At 68.6% G+C, this 15225-nt stretch carries 8 protein-coding genes and 1 tRNA gene; 6 read left to right on the top strand and 3 right to left on the bottom strand.

Annotation, left to right across the window (positions count from 1 at the left end; all coding sequences use genetic code 11):
• Positions 1-7 precede the first annotated feature (7 nt).
• From ABD743_RS02190 to ABD743_RS02165, 6 genes are all read left to right on the top strand, one after another.
• Positions 8-2278, top strand: coding sequence for a GmrSD restriction endonuclease domain-containing protein (locus tag ABD743_RS02190; RefSeq protein WP_344718215.1), 2271 nt, complete (start codon positions 8-10; stop codon positions 2276-2278).
• Positions 2279-2530: 252 nt separating this feature from the next.
• On the top strand, positions 2531-3922 hold the full coding sequence (locus ABD743_RS02185; RefSeq protein WP_344718213.1) for an MFS transporter: 1392 nt from the start codon (positions 2531-2533) through the stop codon (positions 3920-3922).
• 149 nt (positions 3923-4071) lie between these two features.
• On the top strand, positions 4072-7251 hold the full coding sequence (locus tag ABD743_RS02180; RefSeq protein ID WP_344718212.1) for an AAA domain-containing protein: 3180 nt from the start codon (positions 4072-4074) through the stop codon (positions 7249-7251).
• A 42-nt stretch (positions 7252-7293) separates the two neighbouring features.
• Entirely contained in the window at positions 7294-8685 is a 1392-nt protein-coding gene (locus tag ABD743_RS02175; RefSeq protein ID WP_344718210.1) for an MFS transporter, read from the top strand.
• Between the two features lie 367 nt (positions 8686-9052).
• On the top strand, positions 9053-12136 hold the full coding sequence (locus ABD743_RS02170) for a DEAD/DEAH box helicase (protein ID WP_344718777.1): 3084 nt from the start codon (positions 9053-9055) through the stop codon (positions 12134-12136).
• Between the two features lie 119 nt (positions 12137-12255).
• Positions 12256-12330 (top strand) — tRNA-Ile (locus tag ABD743_RS02165).
• Between the two features lie 56 nt (positions 12331-12386).
• On the opposite strand, the gene ABD743_RS02160 is transcribed toward ABD743_RS02165, so the two are convergent.
• From ABD743_RS02160 to ABD743_RS02150, 3 genes are read right to left on the bottom strand one after another with little or no spacing between them, the layout of a single operon-like run.
• A complete protein-coding gene (locus ABD743_RS02160; RefSeq protein WP_344718208.1) occupies positions 12387-13538 on the bottom strand; it encodes a tyrosine-type recombinase/integrase in 1152 nt (383 codons plus the stop codon).
• A 3-nt stretch (positions 13539-13541) separates the two neighbouring features.
• On the bottom strand, positions 13542-13721 hold the full coding sequence (locus ABD743_RS02155; protein WP_344718206.1) for a helix-turn-helix transcriptional regulator: 180 nt from the start codon (positions 13719-13721) through the stop codon (positions 13542-13544).
• A 34-nt stretch (positions 13722-13755) separates the two neighbouring features.
• Complete coding sequence (locus ABD743_RS02150; RefSeq protein ID WP_344718204.1) at positions 13756-15222, bottom strand: replication initiator; 1467 nt, start codon at positions 15220-15222, stop codon at positions 13756-13758.
• Positions 15223-15225 lie beyond the last annotated feature (3 nt).

The raw sequence follows: 15225 nt of genomic DNA, 5'->3' as shown, positions 1-15225 counted from the left end.
GGACGGCATGGCGAAGCTGAGCACGATCTTGGACCAGATCGATGCGGGATCGATGCTCCTTCCGGAGTTTCAACGGGGGTACGTCTGGAACCGCGACCAGGTTCGCGGACTCATGCGCTCGCTCTACAAGGGCTATCCGGTGGGTGCGCTGCTCGTCTGGGAGACCGAGTCCGGTGTGCAGGCGGTGCGCGGAGGCAGCCTTGTGACCGCCGGGACCAAGTCGCTCTTGCTCGACGGACAGCAGCGAGTCACGACGCTGTACGGGATCATCCGCGGCCGAGCGCCGTCGTTCTTCGAAGGCGACTCGGACACATTCCGCGGTCTGCGGTTCAACGTCGAGACCGAGGCATTCGAGTTCTACGGCCCGGTGAAGATGAAGGACGATCCGCGGTGGATCGACGTGACGTCGCTGTTCGTCGACGGCCCGAACGCGACCTACGCCATGCTCGGCGCGAATCCCGACACACAAGACCGGTTCGCCGAGTACGTCGACCGGGTGCAACTGCTGCGCAACATCCTCGAGCGGGTCTTCCACATCGAGGCCATCACCGGCGTCGACAAGACCGTCGACGTCGTCGTCGACATCTTCAACCGCGTCAACTCGGGCGGCACCAAGCTCTCGAAGGGCGATCTGGCGCTCGCGCGCATCTGCTCCGAGTGGGGCGACGCCCGTCCGACGATGCGGCGCAACCTCGACCGCTGGCGGGACGCCGGCTACCAGTTCACGCCGGACTGGTTGCTGCGCAACGTCAACGCGGTGGCGACCGGCCGGGCACCGTTCTCGGCGCTGGAGGACGTCACCGCCTCGGATTTCGAGCATGCGCTCAACGAGGCGCTCCACCACGTCGATCACTTCCTCTCCGACCTCGCGGTGGGACGGCTCGGCCTGGATCACGACCGTGTGCTCATGGGGCGGTACGCGATTCCTGTGATCTCGCGGCACCTCCACAACCGCGGTGGGCGGTTCATCGACGGTCCCGAGGCGGACAAGGCGCTCTACTGGTACGTGCACGCCGCGCTGCGCGGACGGTTCGCCGGCTCGACAGAGACGTTCCTGGCAAAGGACCTGGAGACCGTCGACAAGAGCGGGATCGACGGAGTCATCGCGGCGCTTGCCCGCACGCGCAAGGGCAACATGTCGATCGACGCGCAGGACTTCGAGGGCGTAGGCCGTGGCTCGCGCTCCTACCCGCTGCTCTACATGCTGGCTCGGGTCCAGGGTGCGCGTGATCTCGCCACCAGCCGTCCTCTCGGTCAAGACGCCTCTGCGATTCAGGTGCACGAGATCTTCCCGAAGCAGGCGTTGTCGAAGGCTGGCTACACCCGCGCCGAGATCAACGCGATCGCGAACTTCGTGTTCCTGACGCCGTCCTCGGCGATGAGCTTGGCGGGGCTTGATCCGGCGCAGTACCTAGGTTCGCTCGATCCCGCCGCGCTGTCCTCGCAATGGATCCCTGACGACGCGCGACTGTGGCGCATCGAGAACTATCGCGAGTTCCTCGCCGCTCGGCGGGAGCTGCTGGCCGCGAGGGCAAACGAGTTCTTGGACCAACTGCTTGCGGGCACTCGCCCGTGGGACAGGCTCGAGCCCATCGTCGTGTCCCCGGACCCGGACGACGTCGACGCTCGCGCGGCGCAGATCCGGTCGTTGGTGGACGAGCTGGCCGGTATGGGTTACGCGAGGCCCGCGTTGGACACCGAGATCGCGGATCCGGAAACCGGCCGTCCGCTGGCAGTCGCGGAGGCGTTTTGGGCCGACGGGTTGCAGTCGGGTCAGGGTTCGCCCGTGATGCTGGAGATGGACCCCGATGAGGCAGACCTCCCACGCTTGACCGAGCTGGGATACGAGGTCTTCACCTCCGTCGACGCGCTGCGCGGATTCGTACAGCGACGGAACGCCGTCGCCTCTGGCGAGCGAGGCGCTGGATTCGGCGAAGCCGGCTTGGCGGAACCGGACGACGTTGAGAAGCCCGAGCCGGGGGCATTTGACCACGCGCTCTTCATGCTGATCGACAGGTGCAAAGCCGAGCTCAACTACGCTCCCAATGTGCTGCGGGAGATGGCACACCAGCATGGGGCTCTCGGGGCCGCTCGAATCCTTCTGGCGTCGCCGACGATCAGCGACGGATTCGTGCGGCTCTGGCAGGAAGATCGTCTGGACCTGACTGTCGAAGCGCTCGTGCTCGATCAACAATTCAGCTCGCTGTTCACCGCGGCTGAGCTGGATATCGCTCGCGCGCGACTGGGGCCGCTCGGTCACCCAGCCGGAATTGGCTGATCGTTCGCACATCGGCTCTCGGAACTTGGCGCGCGCGGACGGCTCGATGTCGAGCACAGTCTGAGAGGGCGGCCTGCCGGCGGTTGATGGCGTTGCCGGCGGAGGTTTGACAACGAGCTGCTCCCGCTCGCCCGATTGCAGGGCGCGCGTGCTCCGAACACGCTGTTAGCTTCCGAAGCTCGAACGGTTTTGACGGTGGGGGAGGGCAGCTCGGCGACACCGCGGACTGGGCCCGCGGAAGGGGCGGTGGGAATGACCGCGACCGGGAGCACGCTGCGCCAGACCGCGCCGTTCCTGCCCGTCGGGGCGGCGCTGTTCTGCGTCCAGCTCGACTTCTTCTCCCTCACCCTGGCCCTCCCCACCATCGCCGACGACCTGCGCACGACGGTCACCGACCTGCAGTGGCTCCTGAGCGGCTACATGATCGCGTTGGGTTCGCTCCTCATCCCCGGCGGTCGGGCCGGTGACGTACTGGGGCGCCGGACTGTACTGCTGCTCGGGGTTGCATTGTTCGGGCTGACATCCCTGACCTGCGGGCTCGTGTCGTCGGTGCCCGTGCTGATCGCGGCCCGGATCGTGCAGGGCGCAGGGGCCGCGATGATCATGCCGACGGCATTGGCCCTCGTCACCAACGCCACGAGCGAGGAGGTTCGGCCCCGCGTCACGGGGGCACTGTTGGGGATCGCGGGTCTCGGGACCGCGCTCGGGCCTGTGGTGGGCGGGGTGCTGGCCTCCACCGTCGGGTGGCGCTGGGTGTTCCTGCTCAACGTGCCCATCGCGGCGCTGGCCATCTGGGGTGGCCTGCGGCTCTCGAACTCCCGCGACGAGGCCGGGCCGCGAAACCTCGCCGGGCTGGACTGGTGGGGTGTCATCACCGTGGTCGGCGGGCTCGCCCTGGTCAGCATCGCGATCGACGACGTCGGCGCCCAGGGGTGGACGAACCCGGTGACGCTCGTCCCGCTGATCGTCGGGGTGACGCTTCTGGTGGCGTTCGGGGTGGTGGAGTCGCGGAGTGCGGCACCGCTGGTCCGTCCCTCGCTCATGCACAACCGGCTGTTCGTGGTGCTCACCGTCGCCGGCACGCTCGCGAACGTCGGGGCGGTCGTCTACGTCGTCAGTGCCACCCTGGAGTTGCAGAACGTGCGAGGTCTGACGGCCGCGGCCGCGGGCCTGCTGTTCATGGTGTCGTCCATCGGGTTGGCTGCGTGCGGGCCCGTGGCCGGCCGGCTGAGCAGCCGCTATCCGGCCGGGATCGTGATGGGTATCGCGGTGCTGCTCTCCGCGCCCGCGTTGGCGCTGCTGGCGGTCGTCAAGCCGCTGCCGCTCTACGTCATCGTGCTCGGGCTCTGTGGCATCACCACGGGCATGGGTTACTCGCTCGGCCAGATCGCCGTGCAGAACGTGCTTCCCGCCAGGCGCTCCGCCGAGGGCACCTCGGTTCTGCTGACGGTGATGATCTGCATCGGTGCAATCGGCATCGTCGCGGCGACCGCGCTGATCGAGGCGGTCGGCGACGGTCAAGCGACGGAGGGTGGGATCGCGCTCGTGCTCATCGTGGTGGCCGGGATACTGCTGATGGCCGGGCTCGTGACGCTCGCCCTCGAAGCTGCACGGCTGGGTGTCGCCCGTTCCGAGGCCCGCTGACCTCGCTTGCTGGGAGCTCCGGCCGAAGCCCACACGGTCACTGCGGCGAAAAGTCCGTCACCGACGAATCGTCACTCTCTTAGCTCTGTGTAACTAACTAGTCATTGTTGGTTAGATCACACAGAGCTTGTGTGTGAGTGGGGGTCGGGATGACCGCGGACTGGTCGGCAGAGGTCATCGAGGCGGTCGAGCGGTGGATCGAGACCAAACCCGATCTCGGACGCAACGCCGGATGCTGGCGCAACATCGGGCCGGCGACGCCACAGCGTGACGGATGGCTGGTGCTCGACCTCCGCGCGAGCCGGACCAACCCTGACGCGCTGGGGGAGCCGTGCTTCGCCGGCGAGCGCGGCCCCGAGCACGAGCCCGCGTATCCGGTCGAGGAGCTTCGCAACGTCGACGGCGTGCTGATGTTGCGCGAACCGCGGGGCCTGCCGGCGTACTGCCGCTACCTGTGGGCCCGTTCGATGTCGCCGCGGTTCCTGCTGGAGAAGCTGCGCGACGGCTTGCGGCACGCGGGTTCCGCACCCCTGGCGCAGGCACTGGTGGAGAAGCGGCTCGGCGGGCACGTGACGTCGTCGGCGGAGCCCGTCGGGCTTCTCGCAGCCCAGGCTGAGGCGTTCCGGGCCTGTCTCAGCCCCGGGGTTCGGCTCGTCTGGGGGCCGCCGGGCACGGGCAAGACGCTGGTGCTCGCCCGTGCGATCGAGGAGTTGGTCAGTCGCGGGAAGCGTGTGCTGCTGGTGTCCACGGCCAATGTCGCGGTCGACAACGCGCTGCACGCCGCGCTGCCCGGGTTGCCGCACCGGCCGGGCGTGGCGGTGCGCGTCGGCCCGGCGCACCTGAAGGAGATCGCCGCCGATCCGGACGTGCAGTTGGAACGTCTCGCCGCGAGGGCGTCCCACGAGGCCGACGAGGCACGTGAACGCGTGGCTGCGCAGCTGCGGCAGATGGACGACCTCGATGCGGAGATCGAGGGCCTGCGCGCCGAGTTGGCCGATTACGACGACCGGGCCTACCGAGCCGCCGCCGCGCGAGTTGCAGCTGAGCGGGAGGCTGACGAGCGGCGTTCCGGAGTGCGCGCTGCAGAGGCTGCGGTCGAGAGCGCGGAGGCAGCGGACGCGGCGGCCCGTGCCGCGCTGCTTGAAGCGAAGGCCGCGCACGTCGCGCTCGACCCGGCGCGTCGGGCCCTCGTCCAGCACGCGAAGGCCGCGGACGAGCTCGCTCGCCTCGACCAGGAGCAGCGGATCGTCCAGCTCGAACGCGACGCCTTCGATCTCGGGCCGTCGCCGTCCGCCGGCTACATCGCGCGCCGACGCCATCACCGTCAGCACGCTCACGCGGTAGCCAAGTACGACCGCTTCATCGCGGAGGCGGTCGGCCGTCGGAGGGGACTGTTGGCGTTGCAGTTCACGGCCCGCCGGATCATGGGCAGCGTCTCGGCGGCCGACCTCGATGCGGCCGACGACCGCGTCGCGCGCGCTCAGGCTGAGGCGGCCGCGGCAGTCGAGGAGCTCCACCGTGCCCGACATGAGCTCGACGGTCTGCGAGGCACGGCGCAGGATCACTCCGCCCTCAGCGACGACGATCGGCGTCTCGTCGAGCGGTGCGCGCAGCTCGATCTTCCGGCCCACTACCAGCGGTTTCAGGATCTGACAGCCCAACAACACCGGGCAGCCGGACAGCGGGGCGCGCTCGAGGCGAAGCTCCGAACGTTGGTCGGCCGGGTCCGGAGGCTGCGCGCCGACGCGGAAGCGGAGATCGTCCGCGAGGCACAGGTCGTCGCGACGACCCTCGCACGGTCCCGCATGCACCCCGCGATCGCGACGGCGACCTTCGACGTCGTCCTCGTCGACGAGGCCGGCGCTGCGGCACTGGCCGAGGTGCTGCTCGCGTTGTGCCGCGCAAGGACGACCGCCGTCCTCTTCGGCGACTTCCTGCAGCTCGGGCCGGTTCTCGACGGGATCCGGCACGACCCGAGCCCTGTCGTCGAGAAGTGGATCCTGGCCACCTGCTTCAAGCACGTGGGCATCCACACCCCGGCTGACACGGACGCCCGGTGCGTGGCGCTCACCCACCAGTTCCGGTTCGGCCCCGAGCTGCGCCGGCTCGCCAACAGCGTGATCTACGACGTCCTGCGCGACGCGCGCGAGCTGCCTGGGATCACCGCTCGACCGCAGACGGAGATCGTGCTGGTCGACGTCTCGACGGTGCCCGATCTCGCTCCCATCCGCGCCGGGAGCGTGCGGGGCAGATGGTGGACGGCAGGGGTCGTGCTGTCGCGGGCGCTGGCGGAGTTGCACGCTCCGGACGGACCGGTCGGCGTCGTGACCCCGTACAACGTGCAGTCCGAGGCCACGCTCGCCGCACTGCGCGACCGCGACATGATTGCCGGCACGGCCGTCGGGACGGTGCACTCCTTCCAGGGACGCGAGTACCCCACGCTCGTGTTCGACCTCGTCGACGACGGGCGCGGCTGGGTGGCTCGCGGCAAACGCGGCGACGATCCGTGGGAGTACGACGGCCTGAAGGTCTTCGGCGTCGGGATCACGCGGGCACGCCGCCGCCTCTACCTGATCGGCGACGGGCGGGGCCTTCCGGGCGCGGGCACCGGGCCGTTCCGTGAGCTGCGAGAGGGTATCGACAGCGGAGAGATCCGGCGGTGGAGCGCCGCGGCGATGCTCGGGCTGGACGAACCGGCGCCCGATGTCGTGGACGAGACGTTCGTCCAGGTGTCCCGGCTGCTGCAGCAACTGGTGACGGTGACCGACGTTCACGACGAGCACGCGTTCGGCCGTGAGCTCGAACAACGCCTGAAGGCGGCGCGGCAGTCGGTGTGGATGTGGTCGCCGTGGATCGCCAATCGGGCCCGGGAGGTGGTGCCGTTGATTCGCGCGGCCGTCGAGCGCGGCGTGGACGTCCGGGTGTTCATCCGCCCTGACGAGGACCGCCTCATGGCGAAGGACTGGGCCCAGCGCCAGCTCCCCACGCTCGTCGAGTCGGGGGCGACGGTGATCCGTTCGGATCTGGAGCACCGCAAGATCGTCGTCATCGACGGGCAGGTTGTGCTCCTGGGCAGCCTGAACGTCCTGTCCAACAGTCCGGGGAGGTCGCGCGAATCGATGATCACGATGGAAGGCCGCGCGTTCGCCTCCCGCCTGCTCACCGAACTGCGGGTCGACGAGATCGGGACTCCCCAGCACTGTTCGGGGTGCCGTCGGCCCATGGAGGTGCGACGGCGCTGGAGCAAAGCCGCCCCGCTGCTGTATTGGCAGTGCCGGCAGTGCAACGTCAAGGTCCCGTTGCACGGTGCTTGGCGCCAACGTCGCTGATCTCACATCTGTCGTCGGTGTGCGCCTGTTTACGGTGATCGGGTGAGCAAAGGTGCAGGTCTGAACCGGGGCCTGGCCCTTCTCATCGCCGGCGCGTTCTTCATGGAGATCCTCGACGGCACGATCATCGCCCCGGCCGCGCCCCACATCGCCGCCGACTTCGGCGTCGGCCCGGTCGACATCAATGTCGCGATCACCGCGTACGTCCTGACACTGGCCGTGCTCATCCCGATCAGTGGTTGGCTGGCCGACCGCTTCGGAGCCCGACGCGTGTTCATGGCGGCGCTGGTGATGTTCACGGTCGCCTCGGCCGGGTGCGCGCTGGCCACGAACTTGCCGATGCTGACCGCGACACGGGTGCTGCAAGGGGCAGGCGGCGCGATGATGGTGCCGGTCGGGCGCCTCGTCGTGCTGCGGACGACCGCCAAGCCCGACCTCGTCCGCGCCATCGCCTACCTCACCTGGCCCGCCCTCGCGGCGCCCGTGATCTCCCCGGTGCTGGGTGGCGTGCTGAGCGAGTACGCCTCATGGCGGTGGATCTTCGTGATCAACATCCCGCTCGGGCTGGCCGCGCTGCTGCTCGCCCGGCGCCTGGTGCCCGACCTCCGCGCCGAGGACGCCGGTCGTTTGGACAGACGCGGCTTCACCCTGACTGCCCTCGGCGTTGCCGCGCTGGTGGTCGGGATGGAGAGTCTGGGGGCGGGCGAGCCGCGATGGGCCGTCGCGGGGACCGGTCTCGTCCTCGCCGCCGTCCTGCTCGGTGCGGCGGTGCTTCACCTCCTTCGGAGCCCGCGGCCGCTTGTGGACCTGCGAACCCTCCGCATCCGCACCTTCCGCGTGACGGCGTTCGGCGGGTCGATCTTCCGCGCGGTGATCACCGCCATCCCCTTCCTGCTCCCGCTGTTCTTCCAGCTCGGGTTCGGTTGGACGGCCGCCGAGGCCGGTGCCGTCGTGATCGCACTGTTCCTGGGGAACGTGGGGATCAAACCGGTGACCACCCCCCTGATGCGTGCCCTCGGGATCCGCACGGTGCTGCTCGGCTCGATCGCCGCCTCTGCCGCCTGCCTGGTGGGGATCGCCTCCCTGGAAGCGACGACGCCGTTGCCCCTGTTGCTGGGCCTGCTGGCATTGAGCGGTATCTTCCGGTCGATCGGCTTCACCGCCTATAACAGCGTCGCCTACGCCGACGTCGAGCCCGTCCAGATGACGCACGCCAACACGCTGATGTCGACGTTGCAGGAACTTGGTGCGGGTCTTGGGGTCGCGGTCGGGGCTTTGCTCGTGCGCGTCGGCCAGGCTGTCGGGCCGTTCCAAGGCGCGGCCGGGCCGTATCGGGTGGCGTTCGTCCTGCTTGCGGTGGTGCTGGTGTGGCCGGCGATCGAGGGTGTTCTCCTGTCCCGGACGGCGGGGGATGCGGTGACGGGGCGGGCGTAAACCCGCGCAAGTGGTGGCTCGACCCGACTCACCGCGTTGATTTGGTGAGGGCGGCGCAGGTCGCTGTGCTTCGGCTTCGGTTCCGGAGCCGAGGATCTGGATGGTCGGACGGACCACCGGCGTCGCCGAACGGGATCTCTCGAGGCCGCGTGCGGGGCTGGAGATGACGTTGCTCCCGCCCGCAGTGCCTCGGGCTGATCCTCGGACCGCGGGATGGAGGTTCTGTGCGTGCCACAGATAAGCGGCCGTCCGTCGTCACGCCGGGGGAGAAGGCGGTGATCGAGGAGCTGATCGGCCGCTGAATGCACGCTGTGACTGATGTGGCACGGTGAGCCGCTCTCTCACGTTGATCGAAAGGCTCACCGCGTTGACGCAATCGCTCCCCGAGGGTGTGTATGAGTCCCTGCGGACCGCCCGGCTGAACGAGGCTCTCGACCAGCTCACGGACCTCACGCCGCGCTTCGCGACGCTCGAGAACGCGGACGAGCCCCATGTGCTCGCGCGGCACGTCGCGACCGCGGTGGAACGGGCGCTGACTGCGGAAGGGGATCCGGCGCGACGCGTAGCGCTCGTCAACGAACTCCTGATGCGCGTGGCTGCGTCCGACGAGCAGCTTGTAGACGTCGCCGAGCAGTTGGTGGTGCTCACTCGGGAGACGGCGCCGGGCGTGCACAAGCTGGAGCGCCCGGTCACGCCGCTGTCATCGGCAGCGCTACTCACGAACGCTCCGGAAGAACCGTCGCTTGGCGCCGAGCTCCGAGCCGAGCTCGGCTCTGCGGATCGAGTCGATCTGCTCTGCGCGTTCATCCGCTGGCACGGGATTCGTGTACTCGAGGAGCAGCTCGACCTGCTCCAGCGGCGCGGCATTCTCTTCCGGGTGATCACCACGACCTATGTCGGGGCCACCGAACAACGTGCTGTCGATGCGCTCGTGCGCCGATTCGGGGCGAAGGTCAAGATCAGCTACGAGAGCCAGTCGACCCGCCTGCACGCCAAGGCCTGGCTGTTTCACCGCAACTCGGGCTTCGACACGGCGTTCGTCGGGAGCAGCAACCTCTCGCGCTCCGCGTTGGTCGACGGGCTCGAGTGGAACGTGCGGCTCTCGTCAGTTGCTACGCCAGACCTGCTGCGAAAGTTCGCTGGCACGTTCGACAGCTATTGGGCGAACCCGTCCTTCGTCGACTACGACCCTGAAAACGCCGAGGACGCGGAGCGGCTGCGCCAAGCGCTGGGCCGCGACCGGTTCACCACTACGGGATCGCTCGTCTCCGGCCTAGAGGTCCGGCCGTACCCACATCAGGACGCGATCCTGGAGGCACTCGAGACCGAGCGGACGGTTCACGACCGCCACCGAAACCTCGTCATCGCGGCAACCGGCACGGGGAAGACTGTGGTTGCGGCACTCGACTACGCACGGCTTCGCAAGGTTCTGCCGGGCGACCGGCTGCTGTTCGTCGCGCACCGACGAGAGATCCTGGAACAGGCGCGGCGCACCTACCGCGAGGTGCTCGCCGACGGAGCTTTTGGCGAGACCTACGTCGGGGGCGAGCGGCCGGAGCGTTGGGATCACGTGTTTGCGAGCGTGCAGTCCCTGGCGGCGTACGGCGCGGAGCGGCTTCCGTCTGATCACTTCGACGTGGTGGTCGTCGACGAGTTCCACCACGCGCAGGCAGCGACCTACCGACGCTTGCTCGACCACCTCAAGCCTCGAGAACTCCTTGGGTTGACGGCAACCCCGGAGCGCGGCGACGGCATTGACGTCCGCGAGCAGTTCGGCGGGCGGACGGCGTACGAGCTGAGGCTCTGGGATGCGCTGAGCGCGGATCTTTTGGTGCCGTTCCACTACTTCGGCGTGGCCGATGATGTCGATCTCCAGGGCATCGAGTGGAAGCGCGGCGCGTACGACGTCGGCGCGCTCGACAAGATCTACACCGGCAACGATGCGCGCGCGGCGAAGGTGGTCCGCGAGACAACGGACAAGGTCACTGATGTCCGACGCATGCGAGCGTTGGGCTTCTGCGTGTCTGTTGGCCACGCGCGCTACATGGCGGAGGTGTTCACGCGTGCCGGCATCCCGAGCCTTGCCGTCTCGGGTGACACGGCTTCGGCCGACCGGGCCGATGCACTGCGGAAGCTCTCCAGCTTGGAGGTCAACTGCCTCTTCGCCGCGGACCTGTTCAACGAGGGACTCGACCTTCCTCAGGTCGACACGGTCCTGTTCCTGCGCCCAACCCAGAGCGCAACGGTCTTTCTCCAGCAGCTCGGCCGCGGCCTGCGCCGCGCGCCCGGCAAGGCGGTGCTGACCGCCCTCGACTTCATCGGCCAGCATCGGCGCGAGTTCCGCTTCGACGTCCGATACCGGGCGCTGACTGGCAGCAGCCGCAAGGCCTTGATCAGCGACATCGAGCGCGGCTTCCCGTTCCTCCCGTCCGGTTCCCAGCTCGTCCTCGACCGAGTGGCGCAGCGCATCGTCCTGGACAACGTGCGTCAGCAGCTGCGATTGACCCGACGTGACCTCATCAGCGACATCCGTTCGCACGGCGACCGTTCGCTCGCCCAGTACCTCGACGAGTCCGGGCGTGAGCTCCCCGACATCTACAAGCAGTCCGGCTCGTGGACGGCGCTGCGCCGCGAGGCGGGCTTGCCGACGCTGCCAGCCGGCCCCGACGAGACGGACCTCCTGAAGCGGGCCGTCGCCTTCGCTCACGTCGACGATCCGGAACGCGCCGACGTATATGCGCGCCTCGCGGAGCCGAGCGGTCCGACGTACGCGAGCCTCACGGAGCGCGACCAGCGCCTGGCGCGCATGCTGTTCTTCCTGCTGTGGCCCGACCGCGGCGGCCACCCCTCCTACCAGGCCGGCCTCGACCACCTGCGCCAGCACCCGGCCGTCTGCGCCGAGATCCGCGAGCTGGTCGCCCTCGGCCTCGACCGCGCCCGTCACGTTCCGCGGAGCCTCGGCGAGGGGCTGCAGCACGTACCGCTCCTCAGCCACGCCCACTACCGCCGTGAGGAGATCCTCGCCGCGCTCGACTGGGCGTCGATGTCCCGGAAGGCGCACGGGCACGCGCAGGGCGTCGCCTGGGCGCCGGAAGCGAGGACCGACGCGCTGCTGGTCAACCTCCGCAAGACCGAACGCGACTTCTCGCCCACGACGATGTACCGCGACTACGCGATCAGCCCCGACCTCTTCCATTGGGAGTCGCAGAACAGCACGACGGTGGCCTCGGCGGTGGGGCAGCGCTACCTCCACCACCAGGAGCAGGGCACACACGTCGCGCTGTTCGTGAGGGAGACGCCCACCGACGACCTCGGCCCCGCACCCTTCCTCTGCCTCGGCCAAGGCGATCACGTTGAGCACCGGGGCGAGCGACCGATCGCCATCACCTGGCGGCTGCGGCGGCCGATGCCCGGTGACACCTACCGAACGGCGAGCGTTGCGGTGTCGTAGCGGAGCATGCGAGTAGACGCAGCGCTGGGCCGTCGTGCTCGCGGATCGCCGCCGGGCCATGCGTGTCCCGGGGGCAGATGTGACCAGCCCAGGTAGCCACGCGCTAACCTCGCCTGTACGGGGCGGTAGCTCAGTTGGTCAGAGCAGCGGACTCATAATCCGTCAGGTCGTGGGTTCGAGCCCCACCCGCCCCACTGTCTTCGCAGGTAGGGCGGTTGGCCCCGGTCCACTTCAAGATCACGCTCACCGCTTACTCACCGGAAACCCGGTTTCGCAACAAACCCATCGCGGCGTCCAGGGCATCCGCGGCCTGCCGCCCCTCAGCGCGTCGGTCCATGTACACGTCCTGGGTGATCGACGGCCGGGAGTGACCGCTGTGGCCAGCGATCGCTCGTGCACTGAGCCCAGCCTGGTCGAGCACCGTGATCGCAGTCTTGCGGAACACGTGCGAGGTCACCCACCCGTAGCCAGCTCGCCTCACCGCATCGCGAAGTCGCGCGCCGGTGTTGTGGGGGTCGCGAAACCCTCCTTCGGTGTTCGGGAAGATCAACGCTTCGGGATCGGCCTGTTGCAAACCCCGTTCGGCCATGAGAGCCAGAAGGAATTCAGGCAGCGGCAGGACTCGGCGCGCGGAGAACGTTTTTCCTGTGTGGCGGACAAGCCCGACGTTTCGAATCCGTACCAGATTCGCTTCGATGGCGATCGTTCCGTCCATCCAGTTCACCGCTCCGACACGTGCTGCAATGGCTTCGCCGATCCTGCAACCAGTCGCGAGTAGGAACACCACGAGGTCCGGGATATCGTGGCTTTCTGCTACGTCGTCGGAGTCCAACTTTTGCAGCAGTTCCCTGCGTTCATCTGCGGTGAGGGCGCGGATCTCCTTCATTCGACCCTCGACGGGGGCGGCATCGCGAGTTGGGTTCGTAGGAATTGCCCCAAGGCGAGCGGCGTAAGCCAGGACTCCCGAGACGACGGTTCGAATGCTCCGCACGGTGTTCGGCTTCAAGCGCTCCTCGCAGCTCCGGAGGAAGGCGTCCACCCGAGCAACCGTGACCTCCCGAGCACGCATCTCGCCGAAGGCCGGGAGCACGTGGTTGCGCATGTGGAGTGCGTACGTGTCGTAGGTCGTGCCGCGTCGGCGGCGCTGGACCTCGGTGAGGTATAGCTCGGCGATGACCTTGATGCGGGTATCGCCGGTGACGGTTCCCGAAGCAGGGCCTGCCCGATCACGCATTGCCTGCTTCAGCCCGCGTACTGCAGCTGCCTTTGAGCTTCCACGTCGCTCGACGAGCCGGGTGCGACCGTCGTTGTCGCGGAAGCGGGCCCGTGCCGTCCAGCTGCCTCCGACCTGTCGCGTCACGATCTGGCCGTAGGTGCCGATGGGCAGCGGTGGTCGTCCCATCGCTCAGTCTTGAAGTGACTCGAACCAACGACGGACGTCCTCTGGCCGATATCGCACGTAGCGGCCAACCCGCTTCCCCGCTGGCCCGTACCCCTGCGACCGCCAGGTGTAGAGCGTCTGCACCGGTACGCCGAGGTACTCCGACACGTCGCGCACACTCCAAAGCCGTTCCTTCGTCAGCACATCAATTCCTCTCGTCAGTAGTGGACAAAGCTGATCAAGCGGTGGTGCGTTCCTGCTTGGTGAGCTGGTGGTGCTCGCGAGCACGTGCTGCGGCGTCGGCAGCGAGCTGGGCATCACCGGTGGTGTTCCAGCCGATCCCGGCCAAGGTCAGGTCGCAGACGATCAGCGTCGTGTCGTCGTCCTCGAGGTGGCCGGCCTCTCCGTGGCGGTAGCGCCAGTCAGTGCGCTGGGTCCGGTGCCAAACACGCCGTGCCGCGCGCAGGACCTTGTGGGTCGTGGAGTAGCGCCGGCTCTTGGTGGCGAAGTGGCCGCCGAAGCCGAGCATGTGGGTCCAGCGGCGGAGCCGGCCGTAGGTGTCGTGCCACTCGGCTTTGAGTTCGTCGGTATCCCAGTCCTGCGGGCGGGTGCCGAGTTGCCAGGCGTAGGCGACCAGGCGGCCGAGGTGGCTGTTCGGGTCGCTGTAGTGCTCGGCGGCTTCGCCGGTCATCCGGCCGGTGACGGGCAGGCCGGTGGCCTCGGTGGCTTTGGTCGCGTACTTCGCCAGGTAGGCGGCGACCGCTTCGGAGGTGAGTTCACCGGTACCGAGATTGTTCACCGGGCGGACGTCGAGCTGGGAGCCCCACTGCATGGGCCAGGTGTGGCCGGTGTCGGCGTACTCGGGTGTCTGGAAGCCGGTGGCGGTGATGGCGCCGGCGACGAGCTCGGCGAGATCAGCAGCCGAAATGGCGGCGGGTGGGGCGAGTATGGCATCGCGGTCGTCGGGGTCGAGGCGGTCGAGGCGGATGAGGGCGTGGAAGTGCACGACGCCGCGGCGTTGGTATTCGGCGACCTTGCCGTAGGAGACCCGGAGCTTGACGCCGTGGGTGCGTTCGAGGGGTCGGAGTGCGCGGGTGAGGGTGATGGTGGTGCGGCGCCAGAGTTCGCCGGCCCAGCCGTTCCAGACGACGTGGTGGGCGTGGTCGTAGCAGTCCAGGCAGATCGGCCGTCCGAGGCACGGGGCGTTCTCGGTGTGCCGCTGCGTGCAGGCCAACAACTTGCCGTGGGGGCAGGGTGTGAGGTCGCGGCGCATGCGGCAGGGTCGGATCTTCCCGGTGCGGGGGTTGACCACGCGGGTGTGGACCGGTCCGAAGGACGGGGCGGTGAGGGTGGCGAACACCGCCGGGTGGCCGCCGACGGAGTCGGGGATGCCTTTGCCGCCGACGAGGCCGGCTTTGATGAGTTGGTAGGTGTCGGCGCGGTAGGTCTCGGCACAGGGTGGGCAGACCGAGGCGCGGCGATCGCCGCAGGGGACGTAGAGGACGCCGTCGGGCATGTCGGTGGTGTGGCGGGTTTGCAGGATGGCGCCGGTGGACTGTTCGACCGTGTGGACCGAGCCGGTCAGCCGGACGGGTCGGACGCAGCCGCGGGTGGGGGCGGTGTGGGCGAGCCAGCGGCCGAGGTCGGGGGAGCCGGCTCGGCGCAGCAGCTTGCGTTCATGCAGGGAGAGATCCGTCGTCGTCATGGG

The sequence above is a fragment of the Pseudonocardia yunnanensis genome, from assembly GCF_039534065.1.
GTDB lineage: Bacteria > Actinomycetota > Actinomycetes > Mycobacteriales > Pseudonocardiaceae > Pseudonocardia > Pseudonocardia yunnanensis.
Note: the sequence above shows the minus strand (reverse complement) of the source record. Positions and strands in the feature narration are given on the sequence as shown.